We start from the raw sequence: 15,821 nt of genomic DNA, 5'->3' as shown, positions 1-15,821 counted from the left end.
TTTTTCGCTGGGGCGGGGAGGCGGGCGATGGCATGGGTGTCGGGTGGGGCGCGGAAGCAGCCGACATTGTAGGGAAAGCGCCCGCGATACGCAGGCGGCTCGGCTGTGTCTGGCCAGTTGCCAGTACAGTTTGGGGGAAAGTGTCAGGAAGTGTGCATGGGCAGTGTCGTGCCATCGTTTTGATAATGGACGCTGACCGCTATTCCCGCCGCTTTTGCCCAGGAGGCCCCATGCGTGAGATTCGTACCTATGCGTTCGAGCCCGGCGAGCCGGCCACGCGATGGCGCGCGCGGCATCCGGCGCGGCTCGTCGTCGCGACGGGCGAGGTGTGGCTGACGATCGAGGGCCGCCTGGACGACCACTGGCTCGCGGCCGGGCAGTCTTTCGACCTGCCGACGCGCACCCCGGTCTGGATCGGCGTCGGCAGGATCGGCGCGCGGGTCCAGTTCGAAAGCGTCGTGGCGGCGTCCGCGCGGCCGCCGTACGACGGATGGGCGCGGCGCGGGCGGCGCGCGGTTCAGGTCGCCGCGTCGGCGCCGATATAGCGCGCCCGCGGGCGGATCAGCCCGCCATCCGTCTGCTGCTCGATCGCGTGCGCGATCCAGCCGACCACCCGGCCCGCCGCGAACAACACGAAGGCCGCGTCGGGCGGCAGCGCCAGCGTGCGCTCGATCAGCGCGAGCGCGAAATCGATGGTCGGCCGCAGCGTCGTGGCGGTTTCGACCGAGGCGGCGAGCGCCAGCGCGTCGCGCAGCGGCGCATGCGCGTCGAAGTGCGCGCGCAGGGCGTCGGTGAGGTGGGCCGCGCGCGGGTCGCCTTGCGGATACAGCGGATGGTCGAAGCCGGCCAGCAGCGTGCGGCCGCCCGTCGTGCGTTCGTCGTGCGCGAGCCGCTCGGCCAGATAGCGATCGGGATCGTCGGCGCGCGCCGCCTCGTCGAGCAGGACGGTGACCCGGCGCGTCTCGCCGCCGTGTCGCGGTCCCGCGAGCGCGGCCAGGCCGCCCGCGATCGCGCCGTACAGATGCGCGCCGGTCGAGGCGATGCAGCGCACGGCGAAGGTCGACGGATTGAGTTCGTGATCCGCGCACAGCACGAGCGCCATGCGCAGCAGATCGACGCCGTGCGGGTCGCGCACGTCCCAGGCTTCGGCCAGCTGAAGATGGATCGGCGCGCGCGACGGCGTCGCGCCCGCGAGCGCGGCGGCGGTCGTGCGCATCAGCGCGCACGCGGTATCGAGCCGGCCCTCGGCGTGTTGCGCGGGCGCGTGCGGCAGGGTCGCGGCGGCGGCGGGCAGCAGCACCAGCGCCCGTTCGAGCGGCGCCAGCGCGCGCCAGCGGTGCATCCATTCCGCCCAGGGTGGATCCGCGGCCGCATCGGGCGCGGCGGCGCGCGCGATGCGCTCCGGCGCGCAGTCCCACAACAGCGCGGCGACCTCCTCGAGCGTCGCGGTCGTCGCGAGCGCGAGCGCGTCGTGGCCGCGATAGCGCAGCGCGCCGTCGGCGATCTGCGTGATGCGCGATTCGAGCACCGGGACGCCCCAGGCGAGCGAGCGTTCCGCGACCTTGCCCGCGCGTTTCGCGTCGGCGCGGCGGCGCGCGAGCAGACGGACTTCCGCGCCGTCGTAGCTGTGCCGCCGGTTCGCGCCGTCGGGCAGCGACTGCAGCAGACCGCGGCTCACGTAGGCGTACAGGGTCGGCAGGCTGACGCCGAGCAGTTGCGCGGCTTCGGTCGCGGACAGGCGGGACATGGCGGCTCCTGGCGAGGCGTGGGGCGCCCGGTCGGCACCCGGAACGCCGTCGCTCCGTGACGCGGATCGGGAGCGGCGGCGGCTGGCTCGCATTCTAGGCGGGGTGCGGCGGTTTTGCGCCTTGCGCGCCTTACTTGCGCAACTCGACGACGAAATCGTAGTAGTCGTTGCGGCAGTAGGTGTCGGTCAGCTCGATGGCGCGCTGATCGGCGGTGTAACCAATCCGCGTGATCAGCAGCAGCGCGTCGTGCGTCTCGATACCCATCTGGCGTGCGATCTCCTCGCTCGCGTTGACCGCCCGAAAATGCTGGAGCGCGCGCACGATCGGCGTGCCGCGCTGTTCCAGATAGCTGTACAGCGAATCGGTGATCGCGTGCGGGTCGGGAATGATGGTGGCGGGAAAGGTCGAGTTCTCGACGGCCATCACGATGTCGTCGGCGAGCCGCAGCCGCTTGAGCCGCGTCACCGAGGCGGCGGGCGACAAGCCGAGCTGGATCACCTCGTCGCGGTTGGCTGGCTGGATATCGCGTGCGAGCCATTGCGAGCCCGGCGTGAAGCCGCGCCGCTTGAGCATCTCGCTGAAGCTCGACAGCCGCGACAGCGGATCCTCGTAGCGCGGCTGGATGAAGTTGCCGGCGCCCTGGGTGCGGCGGATCAGGCCTTGCTCGACCAGCAGCGCGATGGCCTTGCGCGCGGTGATGCGCGAGACGCCCAGCGCTTCCGACAACAGCCGCTCCGAGGGCAGCGCCTCGCCGGCCGCCCAGCGGTTGTCGTGGATCGCGTCGCCGAGCTTGCGGGCGAGCTGCAGGTAGAGCGGCGTATCGTTGTCCGGGTCGGGCCGCAGGTCGGACCAGCGGTCTTCCTTCGATGGCTTCATGGAATGGGCGTCTGAAACAGTATTGTCATTTTAAGTCATCGTACGAGCCGGACGTATCCGGTATTTTGTGGCGGGACGCGCCGCCGCGGGCCGTGGTCGTGCGATCTGTGTGCGGCCGGATACACTGGCGGGCGGCGCGTGGTGCGCAGGACAGGCGAGGGGACGGCGAATGGCGGATGAAATCGGCACGGTGGCGTTGCCCGACGGCGAACACATTCCGAGACTGGGCCAGGGCACCTGGGAAATGGGCGAGCGCCCGGCGCGGCGCGCGGACGAAACGGCCGCGCTGCGCGCAGGCGTGGCGCTCGGCATGTCCGTGATCGACACCGCCGAGATGTACGGCGACGGCGCGACCGAAACGTTCCTCGGCACCGCGCTCGCGGGCCTGCGCGACGACGTGTTCCTGGTCAGCAAGGTCTATCCGCATCATGCCGGCCGTCGGAGCGTGGTCGCCGCGTGCGAGGCGAGCCTCGCGCGTCTGCGGACCGACCGCATCGATCTGTATCTGCTGCACTGGCGCGGGACGGTGCCGCTCGCGGAAACGGTCGCGGGCTTCGAGGCGCTGCGCGCGGCGGGCAAGATCCGCCACTGGGGCGTGAGCAACTTCGATACCGACGACATGCGCGAGCTGGTCGCCGAGGCGGGCGGCGGCGCATGCGCGACGAACCAGATTCTCTACAACGTGGCGCGCCGCGGCCCGGAGTTCGACCTGCTGCCCTGGCTTGCCCAGCGGCGCATGCCGGCGATGGCCTACAGCCCGGTCGACCACGCGCGTCTGCCAGCGCACTCGGTGCTTGCCGAGATCGCGCGCGAGCGTGGGGTGTCGGCGATGCGGGTCGCGCTCGCCTGGGTTCTGCGACGGCCCGGCGTATTCGCGATTCCGAAGGCGGCGCGCCTCGAGCACGTGCGCGACAATCACGCGGCGCTCGCCTTCGCGTTCAGCGACGACGAGCTGGCGCGGCTCGACGCGCAGTTTGCCGCGCCGCGCCGCAAGCGGCCGCTGGAGATGCTGTAGCGTCACCGCCTGGGGCGCGCGGCCGCGCTTCAGTGATTGCCGTTGCCGTTCCCGCCGCCGCCGCGTCCGCCGGGGCCCATGCCGCCGCCGCGTCCGCCCGGTCCCATGCCGCCCGCGCCGCGTCCGCCGGCGCCCAGGCCGCCTATGCCGCCGACCGCGCCCACGGCGCCCGGACCGCCGAGTCCGTGACCGGCCGCGCCGCTCGGCCCGGCGCCGTGGCTGCCGCAGCCGCAACTGGACGTGCCGCTCGAGGAACTGCCGCTCGTGGAGCCGCCGCTGGAGGAACCGCTGCCGGACGTGCTGCCACCCGAGGAGCTGCCGCTGGAAGACCCCGCGCTCGACGATCCGCCTCCGGATGAACTGCCGCCGCGCCCGCCGCCGCTGCTGCCGCCCAGGCCGCCTTGCGCGCCAACGGCGCCGCCGCTGGAACTGCCGCTCGAACCGTGTCCGCCGCCGCTGCCGCTGCTGCCGCCGTTACCCCCGCCGCCGCCGCCGCCCGCGCCCCGGCCCTGGCCCCGGCACGAGATGGGATCGCCGGAGCAGTTGTGCGGCGTGAACAGCGTCTGCGCATCCTGCTCGGGCGTCGACGGACTTGCATCGGAGTTCTGAGCAACCTGGATCGGCGCGGCCAGTTCCGGCTGCGCGATCTGCTGAAGTGCGATGAACCAGGCCGGGATCACGTCGTTCGCTGACTGCGCGAATACCGGCACCGCCGCGCAGCAGGCCAGCGCGCCGAGCGCACCGAGTGCGAGCAGGGCGCGTGGCCGTCGCGTGGCGGCGTTGTCGCGTTTCCGTCTGTAGATGTCCATGATCATCGGCCTCCCGAAGCGCGCGATCCCCCGTCACCGCGGTGCTTCACCGTTGCGCTATGTGTGGAGTCCGTATCGTCGTGTCGGTCCAGGTCCTGCTGATTGCAGCGACCCTTGAGCCGGATCTGCCGGGCTTGTCAGGGATAGCGCCGCACGGGCCTCTCGCCCGGCGCATGCCGTGATGCGAGCGATAAACGTGCCATCGGCCGCGCAGCCGCGCGCCGTATGGGCCGCGCACGTCCGCCCGGCGCGCGCGGCCGGTCAAACGACGAAAGGTGTATCAGAAGTGAAACGGGCTCAAGCAGCCGGTAAGAGTGTCAATCGGCTTGGATGCAAACACGGGGGCTGCGCGACGACGTACGGGGGCCTGGCGGTGCAAGCCGGGCAGGGCGCGCGTCGCCACGCCGGTCGTCGACCCGGAAAAAACGGCCTGCCCGTTGCCGGGCAGGCCGTCGTGGGCGGCATGGCCGCCGCGCGTCGCCGAGGATTACCGGCGGTTGCCCTGCTTGGCGTTGATCACCGCTTCCGACACGTTGTTCGGCGTTTCCGCGTAGTGCTTGAACTCCATCGTGTAGGTTGCGCGGCCCTGCGTCGCCGAGCGCAGCGAGGTCGAGTAGCCGAACATTTCCGCGAGCGGCACTTCGGCGCGCACGACCTTGCCGCCGCCGCCCGCGATGTCGTCCATGCCCTGTACGATGCCGCGCCGGCTCGACAGGTCGCCCATCACGTTGCCCATGAAGTCTTCCGGCGTTTCCACCTCGACGGCCATCATGGGTTCGAGCAGCACCGGCTTCGCGCGCCGCATCGCTTCCTTGAAGGCCATCGAGCCGGCCATGCGGAATGCGTTCTCGTTCGAGTCGACGTCGTGGTACGAACCGAAGATCAGGTGCACCTTCACGTCGACGACCGGATAGCCCGCGAGCACGCCCGATTTCAGCGTGTCCTGGATGCCCTTGTCGACGGCCGGGATGAATTCGCGCGGAATCACGCCGCCCTTGATCTCGTCGAGGAACTCGTAGCCCTTGCCCGGGTTCGGCTCGAGCTTGACGACCGCGTGCCCGTACTGGCCGCGCCCGCCCGACTGCTTGACGAACTTGCCCTCGACATCGTCGGCGACCGTGCGCACCGTTTCGCGGTACGCGACCTGCGGCTTGCCCACCGTCGCCTCGACGCCGAACTCGCGCTTCATCCGGTCGACCAGGATTTCGAGGTGCAGCTCGCCCATCCCCGAGATGATCGTCTGGCCGGACTCTTCGTCGGTCTGCACGCGGAACGACGGGTCTTCCTGCGCGAGACGGTTCAGCGCGAGGCCCATCTTTTCCTGGTCGGCCTTGGTTTTCGGCTCGACCGCCTGCGAGATCACCGGCTCCGGGAATTCCATGCGCTCGAGGATGATCGGCGCGGACGGATCGCACAGCGTGTCGCCCGTGGTGGCTTCCTTGAGCCCGACCGCCGCCGCGATGTCGCCCGCGCGCACTTCCTTTATTTCCTTGCGCTCGTTCGCGTGCATCTGCAGGATCCGGCCGAGCCGCTCCTTCTTGTCCTTCACGGCGTTGAGCACGGTGTCGCCCGATTCGACGACGCCCGAGTACACGCGGAAAAAGATCAGCTGGCCGACGAACGGGTCGGTCATGATCTTGAACGCGAGCGCGGAGAACGGCTCGTCATCGCTCGGATGGCGTTCCGCTGCCTTGTCGTGGAGGTCGTGGCCGAGGATCGCGGGCACGTCGACGGGCGACGGCAGGTAGTCGATCACGGCGTCGAGCATCGCCTGCACGCCCTTGTTCTTGAACGCGCTGCCGCACAGCATCGGCACGATCTCGTTGGCGACCGTGCGTTTGCGCAGCGCGGCCTTGATCTCGTCCTCGGTCAGCGAGTCGTGGTCGGTCAGGTATTTCTCGAGCAGTTCCTCGCTCGCTTCGGCGGCGGCCTCGACCATCTTGTCGTGCCACTCGCGCGCCAGCTCGACGAGATTCGCGGGAATCTCCTCGTAGCTGAACTTGACGCCCTGGCTCTCGTCGTCCCAGAGGATCGCCTTCATCTTCACGAGATCGACCACGCCCTGGAAGTGCTCCTCCGCGCCGATCGGAATCTGGATCGGCACGGCGACGCCCTTCAGGCGCTCGCCGATCTGCCGCTGCACACGGAAGAAGTCCGCGCCGACGCGGTCCATCTTGTTGACGAACGCGATGCGCGGCACCTTGTACTTGTTCGCCTGGCGCCACACCGTTTCCGACTGCGGCTGCACGCCGCCGACCGAGTCGTAGACCATGCACGCGCCGTCGAGCACGCGCATCGAGCGCTCGACCTCGATCGTGAAGTCGACGTGCCCGGGGGTGTCGATGATGTTGATGCGGTGCTCGGGATAGTTGCCGGCCATGCCCTTCCAGAACGCGGTGGTCGCCGCGGAGGTGATCGTGATCCCGCGTTCCTGTTCCTGCTCCATCCAGTCCATCGTGGCCGCGCCGTCGTGCACCTCGCCGATCTTGTGGCTCACGCCGGTGTAAAACAGGATGCGCTCGGTGGTCGTGGTCTTGCCGGCGTCGATGTGAGCGCTGATGCCGATGTTCCTGTAGCGCTCGATGGGGGTTTTGCGAGGCACGTTGAACCTCCTTGGGTTCGGGACGGATGTGGCCCGCCGCCGCGGCGGACCGGTTGGGTTTTGCAACGAGACTTAAAGCATAGCGTGTGCGCGTGGCTTTTGCAGATGCGGGCTCCCGCCCTGGAATCAAGCGACGGGTGTCAACGTTTTTGCGGCCGTCTTTGCCGCGCGTGTCCGCCGCGACGCGCGGGCGAAAAAAAACCGGCGCGCAAAGCGGCCGGTCGGCGCAGGCTCGGGCAGCGCGCTTCAGCGCGGCTGCGGCAGCCCGTCGATCTTCATGCCCGGCTTGATGCCCTTGGCGGCGAACCAGTCCTTGCCCATTTCCAGCGCGTAGACGCCATTGTTGCGCGGACAGTGGTTGTCGACGGTCTCCGCTTTCATCTCGTCGACGTCGGTGATGGTGCCGTCCGCGCGGATGAAGGCGATCGACAGCGGAATCAAGGTGTTCTTCATCCAGAAACAATGGACTGCATTTTCATCAAAAACGAACAGCATGCCTTCGTTCGGCGCGAGTTGCGAGCGATACATCAGGCCTTGCTCGCGATCGGCGTCGTTCGCGGCGACCGCGGCGTCGATCACGTACATGCCGGCGCGCAGTTTCACGCGCGGGAACTCGCCGGGCTGCTTGGCGCCGGGCGGCATCTGCGCCAGGGCCGGCGCGGCGGGCAGGCCGGCCGCGGCGACCGCGAGCGCGAGGGGAAGGGCGGCGGCCCGGGCGAAACGGGCGAGCGCAGAGCGCGGGGAAAATCGCACAGCGGGGCTCCTATCGGACACGAGACCCGCATGGTACGCGATGCGCGATGGCGCGCGCAGCCGGCGGGCGCAAAAAGAAAAAGGCAGATCGCCTCGCGGTGATCTGCCTTCCAACGCCGTAAGAACGGCAACTGCGTGTTCTTGACTGCGTTATTACAACTTTCTTACTTAGTTCGAAGCAGCTGCCGGGGCTTCAGCTGCGCTGGCTTCCTTCTTTGCGTGCGTATTCTTGTGCGCGTGCTTCTTGTGCGCCTTCTTTGCAGCCGGTGCCGAAGCAGCGTCAGCAGCCGGAGCAGCTGCCGGTGCCGAAGCTTGTGCGAAAGCTGCCGTTGCGAAGAGGCCAGCGACCAGAGCGGCGATCAGTTTGTTCATTTTGTGTTTCCTCAGCTTTAGTTAATTAACCAAATGACCCGGCATAGGAGTCATGTCGTCTAACGGGGCCATCCACCTTTCGGTTGACAGGCACATCGAGAAAAATCTCGTCGTGCTGCGGGCGTCTCGCCGGATCTTGATGTCGCGCAAACGACGGAGCCGCGGCTGTCACGCCAATGCCGGATAGCTAAAAGCGGCATCTGCGTGGTTTAACGCGGCAGGTTCGCGGCCGGTTGACGTCGCGTCGACACACACTTTCAGCGCGCCGGCGCGAACCCGTCCCACGGTGCGCGCGCAGGCAGCTCGAGCGTTGCGCCCGGCGCAAGGTCGAGCGCGAACAGGTCGAGCGCGCCGATGCCGACGCGCACGAGCCGCAAGGTCGGAAACCCGACCGCCGCGGTCATCCGTCGCACCTGGCGGTTCTTGCCTTCGGTGATCGCGAGTTCGATCCAGGTCGTCGGGATCGCCGCGCGATGACGGATCGGCGGGGTGCGCGGCCACAGGGCGTCGGATGGTTCGACGAAGCTCGCTTGACACGGGCGTGTCACGTAGTCGCCGAGATCGACGCCGCGCGCGAGCGCCTTCAGCGTACTCGCGTCGGGGGCGCCCTCGACCTGCGCCCAGTAGCGTTTCACGAGCTTGTGGCGCGGCTCCGCGATGCGCGCCTGCAGCGCGCCGTCGTCGGTCAGCAGCAGCAGGCCCTCGCTGTCGGCGTCGAGCCGGCCCGCCGGGTAGACGCCGGGCGTCCTGACCCAGTCGCCGAGCGAGGCGCGGGTCTCGTGCGCGGAAAACTGGCAGATGGTGCCGTACGGCTTGTTGAGGGCGATGAGGGGCATGGCGGGGCGGCGGCGGGCAGCCTGGGCGGCCCGCGTCATATGGCAAATGGCGGAATCTTAATGCATAATACGGAACGGTAACTCTTTTGTCTTATATAAGACTTGAGCGGAACCTGATGCACCGCTCCCGGCTTGCGCGCCGCCGCGCCGTCAGCGGGCGCTAGAATAGCGATTCGCTGTTGCAGGCGCGGAACGGGCGCGCAGTCGCGAGCCAGGCAGCCATCAGCAGATTCCTAATCAGCCCAGCCATCTCACTGGAGTCGACCATGCCGTATCAGCACATCAAGGTTCCGGAGGGCGGTGACAAGATCACCGTCAACAAAGATTACTCGCTCAATGTGTCCGATCAGCCGATCATTCCCTATATCGAAGGGGACGGCACGGGCTTCGATATCACGCCGGTGATGATCAAGGTGGTCGACGCGGCGGTCGAGAAGTCCTACGGCGGCAAGCGCAAGATCCACTGGATGGAGATCTACGCGGGCGAGAAGGCGACCAGGGTATACGGCCCGGACGTCTGGCTGCCGGAAGAGTCGCTGCAGGTGCTGAAGGAATACGTGGTGTCGATCAAGGGGCCGCTCACGACCCCGGTCGGCGGCGGGATCCGTTCGCTGAACGTCGCGCTGCGCCAGGAGCTGGACCTCTACGTGTGCCTGCGCCCGGTGCGCTACTTCAAGGGCGTGCCGTCGCCCGTGCGCGAGCCGGAAAAGACCGACATGGTGATCTTCCGCGAGAACTCGGAGGACATCTACGCCGGCATCGAGTGGGCGGCCGAGTCGGAGCAGGCCAAGAAGGTGATCCGCTTCCTGCGCGACGAGATGGGCGTGAAGAAGATCCGCTTCCCGGACACCTCGGGCATCGGCATCAAGCCGGTGTCGCGCGAAGGCACGGAGCGTCTTGTGCGCAAGGCGATCCAGTACGCGATCGACAACAACCGCAAGTCGGTCACGCTGGTCCACAAGGGCAACATCATGAAGTTCACGGAAGGCGCGTTCCGTGACTACGGCTATGCGCTCGCGCAGAAGGAATTCGGCGCCGAGCTGATCGACGGCGGCCCGTGGATGCGCATCAAGAATCCGAAGACGGGTGCGGAGATCGTGATCAAGGATTCGATCGCGGACGCGTTCCTCCAGCAGATCCTGCTGCGCCCGGCCGAATACGACGTGATCGCGACGTTGAACCTGAACGGCGACTACATCTCCGACGCGCTGGCCGCCCAGGTCGGCGGGATCGGCATCGCGCCGGGCGCGAACCTGTCGGATTCGGTCGCGATGTTCGAGGCCACGCACGGCACGGCGCCGAAGTACGCGGGCAAGGATTACGTGAATCCGGGTTCGGAAATCCTCTCGGCGGAAATGATGCTGCGCCACCTCGGCTGGACCGAGGCGGCCGATGCGATCATCGCCGCGATGGCGAAGTCGATCCAGCAGAAGCGCGTCACGTACGACTTCGCGCGCCTGATGGAAGGCGCGACCCAGGTGTCGTGTTCCGGCTTCGGTCAGGTGCTGATCGAGAACATGTAAGTCTGCCGGCCGCCGGCCTGCGCCGGCGGCCTGTCGCGCGCGGCAGCGGGCCGGTGCGCGGCGATTCGAGGGGCGGCCGCGAGCGGTTCCGGCTTCCCTCCTTGCCCGCGCCCGATGGCGCTGGCGCGCCTGCCGTTTCGCGATCGTTCCGATCGCATCACCGCCGGTTCCGCGCCGGCTTCAATATTTCAGTCGCAACGCATCAAGCTCATGTCCAATTCGCCGAAGATCATCTACACCCTCACTGACGAAGCGCCCGCGCTCGCCACCTATTCGCTGCTGCCGATCGTCGAGGCATTCACGCGTCCGTCGGGCGTCGCGGTCGAAACCCGCGACATCTCGCTCGCGGGCCGCATCGTCGCCGCTTTCCCGGAGCGCCTGTCGCCCGAGCAGAAGAGCGCCGACGCGCTCGCCGAGCTGGGCCAGCTCACCACCCGGCCGGAAGCGAACATCATCAAGCTGCCGAACATCAGCGCATCGGTGCCGCAGCTGAAGGCCGCGATCGCGGAGCTGCAGGCGCAGGGCTACGCGCTGCCCGACTATCCGGAGCATCCGGCGAACGATGCCGAGAAGGACGCCAAGGCGCGCTACGACAAGATCAAGGGCAGCGCGGTGAACCCGGTGCTGCGCGAAGGCAACTCGGACCGCCGCGCACCGTTGTCGGTCAAGAACTACGCACGCAAGCACCCGCACAAGATGGGCGCGTGGCGCGCGGATTCGAAGGCGCACGTCGCGCACATGAGCGCCGGCGACTTCTACGGCAGCGAGCGTTCGGCGCTGATCGGCGCGGCGGGCAGCGTGCGCATCGAGCTGACGGCAGCCGGCGGCGCGACGACGGTGCTGAAGGAAAAGACCGCGCTGAAGGCGGGTGAGATCATCGATGCGTCGGTGATGAGCAAGAAGGCGCTGCGCGCCTTCCTCGCCGAGCAGGTCGAGGACGCGAAGCGCAAGGAAGTGCTGTTCTCGGTGCACCTGAAGGCGACGATGATGAAGGTCTCGGATCCGATCATCTTCGGCCACGCGGTCTCGGTGTTCTACCAGGACGTGCTCGACAAGCACGCGGGCGTGCTCGCGCAGGCGGGCTTCAATCCGAACAACGGCATCGGCGACCTGTACGCGCGCCTCAAGGATCTGCCCGACGACGCGCGCGCCGCGATCGAGGCCGACCTGAAGGCCGAATACGCGCGTCGCCCGCAGCTCGCGATGGTCAATTCGGACAAGGGCATCACCAGCCTGCACGTGCCGAGCGACGTGATCGTCGACGCCTCGATGCCGGCGATGATCCGCGAGTCGGGCTGCATGTGGGGCCCCGACGGCGCGCTGTACGACGCCAAGGCGGTGATTCCGGACCGCTGCTACGCGGGCGTCTACCAGGCCGTGATCGAGGACTGCAAGCAGCACGGCGCGTTCGATCCGGTGACGATGGGCAGCGTGCCGAACGTCGGCCTGATGGCGCAGGCGGCCGAAGAATACGGTTCGCACGACAAGACCTTCCAGATCGCGGCCGACGGCGTCGTGCGCGTGATCGACGAGGCGGGCCAGGTGCTGCTCGAGCATGCGGTCGAAGCCGGCGACATCTGGCGCATGTGCCAGACCAAGGACGCTCCGGTGCAGGATTGGGTCAAGCTCGCGGTGAGCCGCGCTCGCGCGACCGGCGCGCCGGCCGTGTTCTGGCTCGATCCGGCGCGCGCGCACGATGCGCAGGTGATCCGCAAGGTCGAGCAGTATCTGAAGGATCACGACACCAGCGGTCTCGACATCCGCGTCATGACCCCCGTGGACGCGACGCGTTTCTCGCTCGATCGGATTCGCGCGGGCCAGGACACGATCTCGGTCACCGGCAACGTGCTGCGCGATTACCTGACCGACCTGTTCCCGATCATGGAACTCGGCACCAGCGCGAAGATGCTGTCGATCGTGCCGCTGATGGCGGGCGGCGGGATGTTCGAGACGGGCGCGGGCGGTTCGGCGCCGAAGCACGTGCAGCAGTTCGTCGAGGAAGGCTTCCTGCGCTGGGATTCGCTCGGCGAATTCCTCGCGCTCGCCGCGTCGCTCGAGCACCTCGGCAACGCCTACGCGAACCCGCGTGCGCTGGTGCTCGCGAAGACGCTCGATCAGGCGACCGGCAAGTTCCTCGACGAGAACAAGTCGCCGGCGCGCAAGGTCGGCGGCATCGACAATCGCGGCAGCCATTTCTATCTGTGCTTCTACTGGGCGCAGGCGCTCGCCGCGCAGACCGAGGACGCCGCGTTGCAGGCGCAGTTCGCGGGCGTCGCGAAGGCGCTCGCCGACCATGAGGCGCGCATCCTGGAAGAACTGGCCGCCGCGCAGGGCAAGCCGGTGGACATCGGCGGCTACTACCGCCCGAACGTCGCGCTGACGAGCCAGGCGATGCGCCCGAGTGCGACACTGAACGGCATCATCGACGCGATCGCCTGACGGAGTGGTCGGGCGCGGGCCTGAACGCCGCGCCGAGGACGTGAAAAGGGCCGCCCGCGCGTCAGCGCGGGCGGCCCTTTGTCATCTCAGACGTGGACGATTTCCCAATCGGCGAGCTGCTCGGGCACTTCGAGGGTCGCCGTATCCAGCTCGATGAGGCTGTCGCAGTATGCACCGCGCGCGAGCTGGTCGGCGGCGTGCTCGGGGCTCGTGAACGCGCCCAGCGACGTGTTGCCGAAGGTGGCTTCCCAGCCGTTGCTGCCGGGCAGGATGTAGAACGACCCTTGTGCCGAACCGAAGCGGAATCCCTTCATTTTCGCTCTCCCTAACTGAATCGAACTCGAAACCTTTGCCTGTCTGCCGCGGATCGTGATGTGTCGCGACGAGGACCTTGAGATGAAGTCTACGTGCGCGCCGGGATCGTCGGGACGACGTAGAAGTTTTTCTCGAAACATAAAATTCTTTTTATAAACAAATGTTTATTTCGATGATTCCGGGATGCGGGATGATTTGCGGCATTGCGAAACCCGTTATTTGTGCCGCGCACCATTTGTTTTTACAGTGCAGGCACTCATGCCGCATCGTGAAATATAGGGGGGAGCCGGGATGTCGGCGCGAGCGAGGCATGGACCGGCCGCGAACGGATTGCGACGAATGCGCGCAGCGCGTCGCGCGCGCGTCACGTGAGGTATCGTCGGGTTTTGTTTCGCGGGCGTCGGCCCGCACGGCTAGAAGGATTTCATCGATGCTACGCAGGCAATTTCTGGCGCGCACGCTCGGCGCCGCGGTTGGTACGCTGGTGACGCGCGCGGCGTTGGCGCAGGGGCACGCCATGCGCGCGATGCCCGGCATGGCGCCGATGCCCGGGATGTCGGACATGGCGGATGCAGGCGATGCGCTGCCGCTCGCGGCGGCCGATGCGTTGCCGGCCGGCGCGCCGCTCGCGCCGTTGCGCGTGCTCGCGAACGAGAGCCGGGAAGCCGGCATGTTCCGGGCGACGCTGACCGTGCAGCCGGTCGCGCGGCCGCTGCTCCCGGGCGCGGCGCCCACCCCGTTCTGGCAGTACGGCGCGGAGCGCGACGGGCCGGTGGTGGGGCCGCTGATCGACGTGCGCGAGGGCGATACCGTCGAGATCCGCGTCGTCAATCACCTGAAGCAGCCGACCACGATTCATTGGCACGGGCTGCCGGTGCCGCCCGATCAGGACGGCAATCCGTCCGAGCCGATCGCGCCCGGCGCGACGCATGTCTATCGCTTCACGTTGCCGAAGGGCAGCGCGGGCACCTACTGGTATCACCCGCATCCGCACATGATGACGGCGGAACAGGTGTTCCGCGGCCTGGCCGGGCCGTTCATCGTGCGGGCCGCCGACGATCCGCTCGCGGGTTGGCCGGAGCAATGCCTGTTCTTCTCGGACCTGAAGCTTGCACGCGACGGCTCGATTCCGCCAAACGACATGATGGACTGGATGAACGGCCGCGAAGGGCAGTTCGTGCTGGTCAACGGCGCGCGCCGCCCGCGGCTGACGGTCGACGGCGATGCGCGCTGGCGCCTGTGGAACGCGTGCAGCGCGCGCTACTTGCGCATCACCTTCGACGACGGTCGGCCGTTCACGCAGGTCGGCACCGACGGCGGCCTGTTCGACGCGCCGCGCGAAGTCACGTCGCTGCTGCTCGCGCCGGGCGAGCGCGCCGAGGTGCTGGTGCGCGCGGGCGAGCGTCCCGCGCGGGCGGTGCTGACGGCGGGTGAATACGATCGCAGCAAGATGGGGATGTCGGACGACGGCCACGACACGCTGCCGGCCGACCCGGCGCTGCCGCTCGCCGACGTCGCGTTCGACCCGGCGCCCGCGCGCGCGGTGCCGGCGCGCCTGCGCGCGGTGCCCGCGCTCGGCGCGCCCGGCGCGCGCAAGGAGGTGGTGCTCAGCGAGGCGATGGACATGGACGCGATGATGAACGGCCCGACGCACGGGCGGCCGGCCGGCATGCGTTTCATGATCAACGGCCGCACCTACGAACCGCATCGCGCGACGTTCACGAGCCGGCGCGGCGAGATCGAGTTATGGACGATCCGTAACGAAACCGACATGGATCATCCGTTCCACCTGCACGGTACGCAGTTCCAGGTGGTCGAGCGCGAGCGTGCGGGCACGAAGACGCCCGAGCCCTACCGCGCATGGCGCGATACGGTGAACCTGGCGAAAGGGGAGGTGGTGCGCGTGCTCACGGTGCAGCTGGAACGGGGCGAGCGGATGTTCCACTGCCATATCCTCGAGCATGAGGATCTCGGCATGATGGGAACGTTGAAAGTCGTTTGAAATGGGCGGCGCGCGTTATCGCGGATGCATCGTTGCCAACGCGTCGTCGCAGCACGACGTCGCAACGCGCTGTCACCAAAAAGAAACCCGGCTCGCGGCCGGGTTTCCCGAAGCACGACCCAAGTTGCCGTCAGGCAGCCTGGATGTTCGATGCTTGCTTGCCCTTCGGCCCTTGCACGACCTCGAAGCTCACTTTCTGGCCTTCCTTCAGGGTCTTGAAGCCCTGCATGTTGATTGCCGAGAAATGTGCAAACAGATCTTCACCGCCCTCGTCGGGCGTGATGAAGCCAAAGCCCTTCGCGTCATTGAACCATTTGACAATACCAGTTGCCATACCTACTTCCCCTGTCACACAGTCGCTACTTACCACGAGCACGCTCGAAAAGCTAAACGACCGGCAATGCAGCCGTTCCCCCCTCACAAGCTCACCTCGGCCTCTTTCACGTTCGTCGAAAAGACAAATTGAAAAAAGTGCCAGCTTGATTGTTGGCGCTCTTTATTTAAGTGTCAAGAAAATTTTTAGACATATTC

The 15,821-nt window shown here is 67.6% G+C and carries 14 protein-coding genes; 5 read left to right on the top strand and 9 right to left on the bottom strand.

Features of this window, described 5'->3' with window-relative positions:
- The first annotated feature begins 230 nt into the window (after positions 1-230).
- Positions 231-545 (top strand): DUF2917 domain-containing protein, encoded by a 315-nt coding sequence (locus Bsp3421_RS26055; RefSeq protein ID WP_273998807.1) that lies wholly within the window; start codon positions 231-233, stop codon positions 543-545.
- On the opposite strand, the gene Bsp3421_RS26050 is transcribed toward Bsp3421_RS26055, so the two are convergent.
- Both Bsp3421_RS26050 and Bsp3421_RS26045 read right to left on the bottom strand, forming a co-directional pair.
- The gene (locus Bsp3421_RS26050) at positions 518-1,747 is read right to left on the bottom strand and encodes a citrate synthase family protein (RefSeq protein WP_273998806.1); all 1,230 of its coding nucleotides are present in this window, start codon (positions 1,745-1,747) and stop codon (positions 518-520) included. The genes Bsp3421_RS26055 and Bsp3421_RS26050 overlap by 28 nt on opposite strands.
- Before the next feature lie 130 nt (positions 1,748-1,877).
- Complete coding sequence (locus Bsp3421_RS26045; protein ID WP_273998805.1) at positions 1,878-2,624, bottom strand: GntR family transcriptional regulator; 747 nt, start codon at positions 2,622-2,624, stop codon at positions 1,878-1,880.
- A 169-nt stretch (positions 2,625-2,793) separates the two neighbouring features.
- Here Bsp3421_RS26045 and Bsp3421_RS26040 point away from each other — a divergent pair, with 169 nt between their 5' ends.
- Positions 2,794-3,639: an aldo/keto reductase gene (locus Bsp3421_RS26040; protein WP_273998803.1), complete on the top strand. Its 846-nt coding sequence runs from the start codon at positions 2,794-2,796 to the stop codon at positions 3,637-3,639.
- Between the two features lie 29 nt (positions 3,640-3,668).
- Here the strand turns inward: Bsp3421_RS26040 and Bsp3421_RS26035 are convergent, their stop codons facing one another.
- The 5 genes from Bsp3421_RS26035 to Bsp3421_RS26015 form a co-directional block, all read right to left on the bottom strand.
- Positions 3,669-4,448 carry a hypothetical protein gene (locus Bsp3421_RS26035; RefSeq protein WP_273998801.1) on the bottom strand — a complete coding sequence of 260 codons (780 nt, stop codon included), beginning with the start codon at positions 4,446-4,448 and terminating at the stop codon, positions 3,669-3,671.
- A gap of 487 nt (positions 4,449-4,935) precedes the next feature.
- A complete protein-coding gene (gene fusA, locus Bsp3421_RS26030; protein ID WP_273998798.1) occupies positions 4,936-7,050 on the bottom strand; it encodes an elongation factor G in 2,115 nt (704 codons plus the stop codon).
- 246 nt (positions 7,051-7,296) lie between these two features.
- Positions 7,297-7,803, bottom strand: a complete 507-nt coding sequence (locus tag Bsp3421_RS26025) for a DUF192 domain-containing protein (RefSeq protein ID WP_273998797.1) — start codon at positions 7,801-7,803, stop codon at positions 7,297-7,299.
- 168 nt (positions 7,804-7,971) lie between these two features.
- A complete protein-coding gene (locus tag Bsp3421_RS26020; RefSeq protein WP_273998795.1) occupies positions 7,972-8,175 on the bottom strand; it encodes a hypothetical protein in 204 nt (67 codons plus the stop codon).
- A gap of 257 nt (positions 8,176-8,432) precedes the next feature.
- Positions 8,433-9,011, bottom strand: a complete 579-nt coding sequence (locus tag Bsp3421_RS26015) for a pseudouridine synthase (RefSeq protein WP_273998792.1) — start codon at positions 9,009-9,011, stop codon at positions 8,433-8,435.
- Positions 9,012-9,277: 266 nt separating this feature from the next.
- Between Bsp3421_RS26015 and icd the strand changes: the two genes are divergently transcribed.
- Both icd and Bsp3421_RS26005 read left to right on the top strand, forming a co-directional pair.
- A complete protein-coding gene (icd, locus tag Bsp3421_RS26010) occupies positions 9,278-10,534 on the top strand; it encodes an NADP-dependent isocitrate dehydrogenase (protein WP_273998791.1) in 1,257 nt (418 codons plus the stop codon).
- Positions 10,535-10,744: 210 nt separating this feature from the next.
- Positions 10,745-12,973, top strand: a complete 2,229-nt coding sequence (locus tag Bsp3421_RS26005; RefSeq protein ID WP_273998789.1) for an NADP-dependent isocitrate dehydrogenase — start codon at positions 10,745-10,747, stop codon at positions 12,971-12,973.
- 86 nt (positions 12,974-13,059) lie between these two features.
- Here the strand turns inward: Bsp3421_RS26005 and Bsp3421_RS26000 are convergent, their stop codons facing one another.
- A complete protein-coding gene (locus tag Bsp3421_RS26000) occupies positions 13,060-13,287 on the bottom strand; it encodes a hypothetical protein (protein WP_273998787.1) in 228 nt (75 codons plus the stop codon).
- Positions 13,288-13,718: 431 nt separating this feature from the next.
- On the opposite strand from Bsp3421_RS26000, the gene Bsp3421_RS25995 reads away from it, so the two are divergent.
- Positions 13,719-15,290, top strand: coding sequence for a multicopper oxidase family protein (locus Bsp3421_RS25995; protein ID WP_273998784.1), 1,572 nt, complete (start codon positions 13,719-13,721; stop codon positions 15,288-15,290).
- Positions 15,291-15,420: 130 nt separating this feature from the next.
- Here Bsp3421_RS25995 and Bsp3421_RS25990 read toward each other — a convergent pair whose 3' ends face one another.
- Entirely contained in the window at positions 15,421-15,624 is a 204-nt protein-coding gene (locus tag Bsp3421_RS25990) for a cold-shock protein (RefSeq protein WP_004196460.1), read from the bottom strand.
- Positions 15,625-15,821: the final 197 nt, after the last annotated feature.

It is taken from the genome of Burkholderia sp. FERM BP-3421 (assembly GCF_028657905.1).
GTDB lineage: Bacteria > Pseudomonadota > Gammaproteobacteria > Burkholderiales > Burkholderiaceae > Burkholderia.
The sequence above is the reverse complement of the archived record's forward strand: the minus strand, read 5'-3'. Positions and strand labels throughout refer to the sequence as shown.

What these genes read in the sequence shown, in the direction of transcription:
- Bsp3421_RS26040 (WP_273998803.1), top strand. Translation starts at nt 2,794, where the DNA reads ATGGCGGATGAAATCGGCACGGTGGCGTTGCCCGACGGCGAACACATT.
- Bsp3421_RS26035 (WP_273998801.1), bottom strand. Translation starts at nt 4,448, where the DNA reads ATGGACATCTACAGACGGAAACGCGACAACGCCGCCACGCGACGGCCA.
- Bsp3421_RS26050 (WP_273998806.1), bottom strand. Translation starts at nt 1,747, where the DNA reads ATGTCCCGCCTGTCCGCGACCGAAGCCGCGCAACTGCTCGGCGTCAGC.
- Bsp3421_RS25995 (WP_273998784.1), top strand. Translation starts at nt 13,719, where the DNA reads ATGCTACGCAGGCAATTTCTGGCGCGCACGCTCGGCGCCGCGGTTGGT.
- Bsp3421_RS26055 (WP_273998807.1), top strand. Translation starts at nt 231, where the DNA reads ATGCGTGAGATTCGTACCTATGCGTTCGAGCCCGGCGAGCCGGCCACG.
- Bsp3421_RS26000 (WP_273998787.1), bottom strand. Translation starts at nt 13,287, where the DNA reads ATGAAGGGATTCCGCTTCGGTTCGGCACAAGGGTCGTTCTACATCCTG.
- Bsp3421_RS25990 (WP_004196460.1), bottom strand. Translation starts at nt 15,624, where the DNA reads ATGGCAACTGGTATTGTCAAATGGTTCAATGACGCGAAGGGCTTTGGC.
- Bsp3421_RS26005 (WP_273998789.1), top strand. Translation starts at nt 10,745, where the DNA reads ATGTCCAATTCGCCGAAGATCATCTACACCCTCACTGACGAAGCGCCC.
- Bsp3421_RS26020 (WP_273998795.1), bottom strand. Translation starts at nt 8,175, where the DNA reads ATGAACAAACTGATCGCCGCTCTGGTCGCTGGCCTCTTCGCAACGGCA.
- Bsp3421_RS26015 (WP_273998792.1), bottom strand. Translation starts at nt 9,011, where the DNA reads ATGCCCCTCATCGCCCTCAACAAGCCGTACGGCACCATCTGCCAGTTT.
- Bsp3421_RS26045 (WP_273998805.1), bottom strand. Translation starts at nt 2,624, where the DNA reads ATGAAGCCATCGAAGGAAGACCGCTGGTCCGACCTGCGGCCCGACCCG.
- icd (WP_273998791.1), top strand. Translation starts at nt 9,278, where the DNA reads ATGCCGTATCAGCACATCAAGGTTCCGGAGGGCGGTGACAAGATCACC.